Raw genomic sequence first — 7443 nt, 5'->3', positions numbered from 1 at the left:
CCAGGAGGGTCGAGAGGCCGGCGGGGTCGCGGGCCTCGGCGATCGCGTGCCAGCGCAGCAGCGGCTCGGGACGGTCCATCAGAAGCCCAGCTTCCTGAGCTGGCGCGGGTCACGCTGCCAGTCCTTGGCGATCTTGACGTGGAGGTCGAGGTAGACGGGCGTGCCGAGCAGGGCCTCGATCTGCTTGCGGGCGCGGGTGCCGATGTCGCGGAGCCGGGCGCCCTTGGGGCCGATGATGATGCCCTTCTGCGAGTCCCGCTCGACGTACACGTTGGCGTGGATGTCGAGGAGCGGCTTGTCCTCGGGCCGGTTCTCGCGCAGCCCCATCTCCTCGACGACGACGGCGACCGAGTGGGGCAGCTCGTCGCGCAGCCCCTCGAGCGCGGCCTCGCGGATGAGCTCGGCCGCGAGGATCTCCTCCGGCGCGTCGCTGAGGTCGCCGTCGGGGTAGAGCTGCGGCCCCTCGGGCAGCAGGCCGACCAGCAGGTCCTCGAGCAGCTTCACCTGGTCGCCGGACTTGGCCGAGACCGGGACGATCTCGGCCCACTCGGTGCCGGTCTCGGCGCCGAGCCGCTGGATGTCGAGGAGGTGCTCGGCGATCCGCTCAGGGACTGCGAGGTCGGTCTTGGTGGCGATCGCGACCTTGGTCGTGCGCTTGATCTTCGCCATCTCGTTGACGATGAACCGGTCTCCGGGGCCGACCTTCTCGTTGGCCGGCAGACAGACCGCGACCACGTCGACCTCGGCCAGCGTAGTCTTCACGAGGTCGTTGAGCCGCTCGCCGAGCAGCGTGCGCGGCCGGTGGAGCCCGGGGGTGTCGACCAGCACCAGCTGGGCGTCCTCGCGGTGCACGATGCCGCGGACCACGGTGCGCGTGGTCTGCGGCTTGTCGGAGGTGATCACGACCTTGCTGCCGACCAGGGCGTTGGTCAGCGTCGACTTGCCGGCGTTGGGGCGGCCGACGAACGAGACGAACCCGCTCCTGTGCTCGCTCATCAATGCTCCCCCGCCCGGTCCCCGGCGGCGTCGTACTCCGCCCAGATCTGCTCGTCGGTCCTGCCCGCCGCCTTGCCGGCGCGGTAGATCGGGCCCGGGTCGACCGCACGCGGCTGCCGCTGGGCGTTCGCGCGCCAGTAGCCCATGACGTCGTACGCCGTGCTCGGCAGCCGGCGCACCCGCATGAGGTGCTTGCGGATCGCGCGCATCTGTGCGGACTCACCGGCCATCCAGAAGTAGCCGTCCCCGTCGGGCCAGTCGATGCCCTCGACCACCGCGGCGAGCCGGCTCTCGCCCGCTCCGGGCGGGCTCAGCCAGGTCACCTCCGGCCGCTCCGGGAGATAGTCGGGCAGCTCGTCGGGGACCTCCGCGTGGACGAGCGTGCGCACGTCGACGCTCTCGGCGATCCGGGCGATCGCCGGCAGCGCGGTGAGGTCGCCGACCAGGATCAGCCACCTCGCGCCGGCCGGCATCGCGAACGAGCCCTTCGGCTCGGTGATCGTCACGGTGTCGCCCACGCAGTCACCGGCCGCCCACTCGGTGACCAGCCCGGTCTCGTGCACGACCACGTCGACCGTGAGCTCGCCGCCGGCCCACGAGCGGACCGTGTAGTAGCGGCTCTGGAACTGACCGGGCACCACGAGCCCGACCCACTCGTCGGGGATGCCGGTGCTCTCGAAGCCGGCGAGCGCCGGGCCGCCCAGGGTCAACCGGACCAGGTGCGCCGACAGCGCCTCCCGGCGCAGCACCTGCGCGTCGTACTGCCGGGCTCGCGTGCTCACTCGCCCAACGTTATCGGCCACCGCGCCGGGAGGTCCCACGCACCTGACGTATGTGCTCTCGAAACCGAGGATCCAGGACCGATGCGTCAGGTGCGCGGGGCAACCGCGACGGGCAGCTCAGAACGTGTGGCGCAGCGGGTAGCCGCTCTCGCCGTTCCGGTCGGTCTTGGTGGCGAGCACGTGGTGCAGCTGGATCTCGTTGCGCTCGAAGGCGATCCGCGACCCGGCCATGTACAGACCCCAGACCCGGGCGGTGCCCTCGCCGACCTCGGCGACGCAGGCGTCCCAGTTCTCCTCGAGGTTGCGGCACCAGGCGGCGAGGGTCTTGGCGTAGTGGACCCGGATGTTCTCCTCGTGCTGCACCTCGAGGCCGGCGTCCTGCACCTCGGTGATGATCGTGCCCGAGCCGATCAGCTCGCCGTCGGGGAACACGTAGCGGTCGATGAACGCGCCCGTCTCGCGGGGCCGGTTGTCGTGCCGGGTGATGCAGTGGTTGAGCAGCCGGCCCTGGGGGCGCAGGTGGTCGCGGATCCAGCCGAAGTACGCCGGGTAGTTCTTCACCCCGATGTGCTCGGTGAGCCCGATGGAGGAGATCGCGTCGAACCCGGTCTCGGGCACGTTGCGGTAGTCCATGAACCGCACCTCGGCCAGGTGGTCGAGGCGCTCCTCCTTGATCGCCTGCTGGGCCCAGGTGGCCTGCTCGCGCGAGAGCGTCACGCCGAGGACCTGCACGCCGTACTCGCGTGCCGCGTGGCGGACCATGCCGCCCCAGCCGCAGCCGATGTCGAGCAGCCGCTGGCCCGCCTGGAGGTCGAGCTTGCGGGCGACGAGGTCGTACTTGGCGAACTGCGCCTCCTCGAGGGTGGCGTCCTCGGTCGGGTACAGCGCGCAGGTGTAGGTCATCGACGGGCCCAGCACGTACTCGTAGAACGTGTTGGAGACGTCGTAGTGGTGGTGGATCACCTCGGCGTCGCGCTGCAGCGAGTGGCGCAGGCCCTCCACGGTGCGGCGCCACCGCGGGAGGTGCTCCTGCGGGGGCGGCGGCGGGGGCTTGAGGTGGGAGATCCCGAGCGAGCGCACGATGTCCAGGACCTCGGACGCCGCGGGCCGGCGGAACTTCGTGTGGTTCATCAGCAGCGAGAACGCGCGGTAGGGGTCGCCGGGGTGGACGCCGTGCAGCGCGAGGTCGCCGGCGACGTACGCGCGGGCGAGGCCGAGGTCACCGGGCGCGGTCATGATGTAGGAGAGCCCACGCTCGTTGAGCAGCTCGATGCCGAACTCCGCGTCCTCCGGGCCGGCACTGCTGCCGTCGTACGCCGTGAAGCGCAGCGGCAGCCCGTCGCGCATCAGCGACTCGATGGCCTGGCCGATGGTGTAGGTCCTGCTCATCGTCTCTTCACCGCCTTGTCGTAGAGGCTGGTCAGCCGGTCCTGCGGGTCGTAGCGACCCTTGACGGCGGCGAGGTTGTCGCCGTCGTAGAGCTCGTCGAAGGTCTCGCGGTCGTAGAACGCCTCGCTGTAGAGCGACTTGTGCCCACCGAGCTCGTGCACGCGTCCCTCGATCGCCCGGTTGCGCGGGCCCTCGGGCGCCTCGGGGCCGACGTGGACGGTGCCCCAGAAGCCCACGTTGACGTAGAGCCGCCCGGGCTCGAGCGGGTAGGTGGGCCAGTCGCGCTTCGCGACCAGCGGGCACAGCCAGACCGGGCGCATCCCGACCGCGCCGTCGAACCAGTCGAGGAAGTCGGGGAGCCGGTCGACGGGCACCTCGATGTCCTGGATGACGCGCTCGCGCAGCGCGCGTCCGGCCCGCCGGTCGAGCCGGTCGGCGATGGAGAAGCGCCGGTCCAGGCCGAGCAGCTTGTGGTAGACGTCCGAACGGCGCCAGCGTCGCGGCCAGACGCGCCGCACCAGCGGGTGCTGCGCGCCGAACGCGCCCGAGCACCAGAACCAGTCGGTGTCCCAGCGCCACAGGTAGTCGTAGATCGTCAGCAGGTCGGTCTCCTGCTGCTGGATGCTCTTGTAGTAGACCCGCTGTCCGGCGTAGTCGCTCGTGGCCCCGCCCCGCTCGGTCCACGTGGCCAGCGTCAGGTAGTACTCCCCCGGCGCGAACGCGACCCCGTCGAGGCCGTCGACGCGGGTGTCGTCGTAGGAGCCGGACTCCGCGATCTGCGCGATCGACTTGGCGAGCAGGCCGGCGTCGTCGAACCGGACGTGGCGCAGCGCGACGTACGCCGGCACCGGCTCGAGCGCGATCCGCAGCCGGGTGGCATAGCCGAGCGAGCCGTAGGAGTTGGGGAAGGCGTCGAACAGGTCGCTGTGCTCACCGTCGGGTCCGGGCCGGCAGGTGACGACCTCGCCGGCGCCGGTGAAGACGTCCATCTCCAGCACGGACTCGTGCGGCAGGCCGTTGCGGAAGCTCGTGGACTCGATGCCGAGGCCGGTGACGGCGCCGCCGAGGGTGATCGTGCGCAGCTGCGGGACGACCTGCGGGATCAGGCCGTGAGGCAGCGTGGCGTCGACGAGGTCCTCGTAGGTGCACATGCCCTGCACGTCGGCGGTGCGAGCCGCCGCGTCGATCGCGATGACGCCGTCGAGCCCGGAGACGTCGAGGCCGGGAGCGGACGTGGCCGCCCGCGGCCGGAAGAGGTTCGAGGTCTTCTTCGCCAGCCGCACGGGCGAGCCCGCCGGGATGCGGGCGTAGGAGGACCGGAGCCGCTCCACGGCCGCCTCGTGCGCCGTCCAGCCACGCAGACTCACGAAGGTAAAACCTACTCCACTCGGGTGCCGCGCGCCCCTCCGTTTCGGACGGCGTCCGTCTCGCCGGGCGGCGTCAGGTGGTCGTGGACGCGGCGATGCCGCCGCGGTGGTCGCCGCGGTGCACGACGACGCCGGGGCCACCCAGGTCGCGCAGCGCGGCGAGGTCCGCCGCGCCCACCTCGGCGGCCTCGGTCAGCACGACGGCCGCCTCGAGGCCCTTGGCCCCGCTCGCGACCGCCATGGCCACGCACACGCCCGTCGCCGAGACCCGCAGCGAGGGCAGGTCGACGGTGGCGGCGGCGTAGGTGCGTCCGTCGGCGTCGCGTACGGCGGCGCCCTCGGCCGCGCCGGTCCGCGCGCGGGTCGCGCGGGCCAGCGTCACCAGCTTGCGGTCCTCCGCCGACAACGGCTGCGTCGGCTCCTCACTCATCGTGGTCCTCGTCCTCCCTCGGGTCCGGCTCGTGCGGCGCGACCCGGTTGATGAGCACGGTCCCGATCTTGTTGCGGCGCCCCGAGGCACCCTCGGCCTCGAACCGCAGCCCGTGGGCCTCGACCGCGGAGCCGGGGATCGGGACCCGGCCGAGGTGCTTGGCCATCAGGCCGCCCACGCTGTCGATGTCCTCCTCCTCGACGTCGAACCCGAACAGCTCGTCCAGGTCGTCGATCGGGTAGCGCGAGGAGACCCGGACCGCCCCGCCCTCGAGGTGCTCGACCTCGACCGCGGCCTCGTCGTACTCGTCGGTGATCTCGCCGACGATCTCCTCGAGCACGTCCTCGATCGTGACCAGCCCGGCGGTGCCGCCGTACTCGTCGACCACGACCGCGATGTGCTGGCGCATGGCCTGCATCTCCGAGAGCAGCGCGTCGACCGGCTTGGACTCCGGGACGAAGTGGGCCGGGCGCATCACCTCGTCGATGCGTTGGGTGAACTCCACGTCGGGCGCCTCGAAGTCGCGCCGCACGATGTCCTTGAGGTAGGCGATGCCGACGACGTCGTCGAGGTTCTCGCCGATCACCGGCACCCGGGAGAAGCCGCTGCGCAGGAACAGCGAGAGCGTCTGGCGCAGGTTCTTGTGGCGTTCGATGTAGACCACGTCGGTGCGGGGCACCATGACCTCGCGCGCGATGGTGTCGCCGAGCTCGAAGACCGAGTGGATCATCTTGCGCTCGCCGGACTCGATGACCGCGGAGGCCTCCGCCAGGTCGACCAGCTCGCGGAGCTCGGTCTCGGTGGAGAACGGGCCCTCGCGGAAGCCCTTGCCCGGCGTGAGGGCGTTGCCGACCAGGATCAGCAGGCGCGGCAGCGGCCCCAGCACGGCCGTGACCGTGGCCAGCGGCGCGGCCGAGAGCAGCGCGATCCGCTCGGCGTGCTGGCGGCCCAGCGTGCGGGGCGCGACGCCGATCGCGACGAACGAGACCACGAGCATCGCGCCGATCACGGTCAGCGCGGTCGGCCAGCCGCGCCCGTCGTAGGCGCCGTGGGCCTCGAGCGTGACGAGCACGATCGCGGAGATCTCACACAGCAGCCGCAGGAGGAGTGCGGTGTTGAGGTAGCGCGGCAGGTCCTCGAGCAGTGCGACCAGGCGCCGCGCGCCGGGGCGGCCCTCCGCGAGCAGCTCCTCGGCGCGGGCCCGGGAGAACGAGGACACCGCGGCGTCGGCCGCGGAGAAGAGGCCCGCGAGCAGGACCAGCGCGGCGGCCGCGAGCAGCAGCCAGACGCTCACCGGGCGCGCCAGGCGGCCAGCAGCTCGTCCTGGAGGCCGAACATCTCGCGGTGCTCCTCCGGCTCGGCGTGGTCGTAGCCGAGCAGGTGCAGGATGCCGTGGACGGTGAGCAGCTCGATCTCGGCCTCGGTGCCGTGGCCGGCCGTCTCGCCCTGCCGGGCGGCGACGTCGGGGCAGAGCACCAGGTCGCCGAGCACGCCCTCCTCGGGCTCCTCGTTGACCAGGCCGGGCCGCAGCTCGTCCATCGGGAAGGCGAGCACGTCGGTGGGGCCCTCCTTCTCCATCCACTGCTCGTTGAGCTGCGCGATGGTCGCCTCGTCGACGGCCTTGATGCACAGCTCGGCGAGGGGGTGGACGCGCATCCGGTCCATGACGAACCGGCTCAGCGACGCCAGCCGCTTGACGTCCAGCTCGTGGCCGGACTCGTTGAGGACCTCGATGCTCACCGGGCGCTCCGGGGGCTCATCGGGGACCGGGCCGGTTGGCCTGCTTGAGCTCCGGCGAGCGCCCGCCGCGCGCGTCGAACTCGTCGTAGGCCGCGACGATCCGGCCGACGAGCTTGTGGCGTACGACGTCGTGGCTGGTGAGCCGGTTGAAGCTGATGTCCTCGACGTGGTCGAGGATGTCCTCGACGGCGCGCAGGCCGGACTTCTGCCCGCTCGGCAGGTCGGTCTGGGTGACGTCGCCGGTGACGACGATCTTGGAGCCGAAGCCCAGGCGGGTGAGGAACATCTTCATCTGCTCGGGCGTGGTGTTCTGGGCCTCGTCGAGGATGATGAAGGAGTCGTTGAGCGACCGGCCGCGCAGGAACGCCAGCGGCGCGACCTCGATGGTGCCGGCCGCGAGCAGCTTGGGGATCGACTCCGGGTCGATCATGTCGTGCAGCGCGTCGTAGAGCGGCCGCAGGTAGGGGTCGATCTTCTCGCTGAGCGTGCCGGGCAGGAAGCCGAGCCGCTCGCCCGCCTCGACCGCCGGCCGCGTGAGGATGATCCGGTTGACCTCGCGCCGCGACAACGCGGCCGTCGCCATCGCCACCGCCGCCCTCATGCGCCGGGAGGTGGCCCGCATCATCCTCACCCGTCCCGCGGTGGAGGCCGGCGAGCGCCTCGGGTTCCTGCCCGGCGACCTGGCCGCGAAGGTCGACCCCTACCTGCGGCCGCTGTTCGACGCGCTCTACGACATGCT

8 protein-coding genes and 1 pseudogene are annotated in these 7443 nt (G+C 71.7%); 1 reads left to right on the top strand and 8 read right to left on the bottom strand.

Features of this window, described 5'->3' with window-relative positions:
- Positions 1–78: 78 nt before the first annotated feature.
- The 8 genes and pseudogenes from era to VGD85_RS21945 form a co-directional block, all read right to left on the bottom strand.
- On the bottom strand, positions 79–996 hold the full coding sequence (era, locus tag VGD85_RS21980; protein ID WP_331065566.1) for a GTPase Era: 918 nt from the start codon (positions 994–996) through the stop codon (positions 79–81).
- The gene (locus tag VGD85_RS21975; RefSeq protein WP_331065565.1) at positions 996–1778 is read right to left on the bottom strand and encodes a siderophore-interacting protein; all 783 of its coding nucleotides are present in this window, start codon (positions 1776–1778) and stop codon (positions 996–998) included. The genes era and VGD85_RS21975 overlap by 1 nt, the downstream gene beginning before the upstream one ends.
- 117 nt (positions 1779–1895) lie before the next feature.
- Positions 1896–3167 (bottom strand): cyclopropane-fatty-acyl-phospholipid synthase family protein, encoded by a 1272-nt coding sequence (locus VGD85_RS21970; protein ID WP_331065564.1) that lies wholly within the window; start codon positions 3165–3167, stop codon positions 1896–1898.
- Positions 3164–4534 carry an FAD-binding oxidoreductase gene (locus tag VGD85_RS21965; RefSeq protein ID WP_331065563.1) on the bottom strand — a complete coding sequence of 457 codons (1371 nt, stop codon included), beginning with the start codon at positions 4532–4534 and terminating at the stop codon, positions 3164–3166. Before VGD85_RS21965 ends, VGD85_RS21970 begins: the two co-directional genes overlap by 4 nt.
- A 73-nt stretch (positions 4535–4607) precedes the next feature.
- Positions 4608–4964, bottom strand: a complete 357-nt coding sequence (locus VGD85_RS21960) for a cytidine deaminase (protein ID WP_331065562.1) — start codon at positions 4962–4964, stop codon at positions 4608–4610.
- Positions 4957–6258, bottom strand: coding sequence for a hemolysin family protein (locus VGD85_RS21955; RefSeq protein WP_331065561.1), 1302 nt, complete (start codon positions 6256–6258; stop codon positions 4957–4959). Before VGD85_RS21955 ends, VGD85_RS21960 begins: the two co-directional genes overlap by 8 nt.
- Positions 6255–6704 (bottom strand): rRNA maturation RNase YbeY, encoded by a 450-nt coding sequence (gene ybeY, locus VGD85_RS21950; protein WP_331065560.1) that lies wholly within the window; start codon positions 6702–6704, stop codon positions 6255–6257. The genes VGD85_RS21955 and ybeY overlap by 4 nt, the downstream gene beginning before the upstream one ends.
- A gap of 16 nt (positions 6705–6720) precedes the next feature.
- Positions 6721–7296 (bottom strand): annotated as a pseudogene (locus tag VGD85_RS21945) (PhoH family protein); the annotation flags it as partial.
- Here VGD85_RS21945 and VGD85_RS21940 point away from each other — a divergent pair.
- Positions 7244–7443: PhoH family protein (locus VGD85_RS21940; RefSeq protein ID WP_414690853.1), on the top strand; the 200-nt coding region annotated here is incomplete at its 3' end. The pseudogene VGD85_RS21945 and the gene VGD85_RS21940 overlap by 53 nt on opposite strands.

The sequence above is a fragment of the Nocardioides sp. genome, assembly GCF_036401255.1.
GTDB lineage: Bacteria > Actinomycetota > Actinomycetes > Propionibacteriales > Nocardioidaceae > Nocardioides.
Note: the sequence above shows the minus strand (reverse complement) of the source record. Positions and strands in the feature narration are given on the sequence as shown.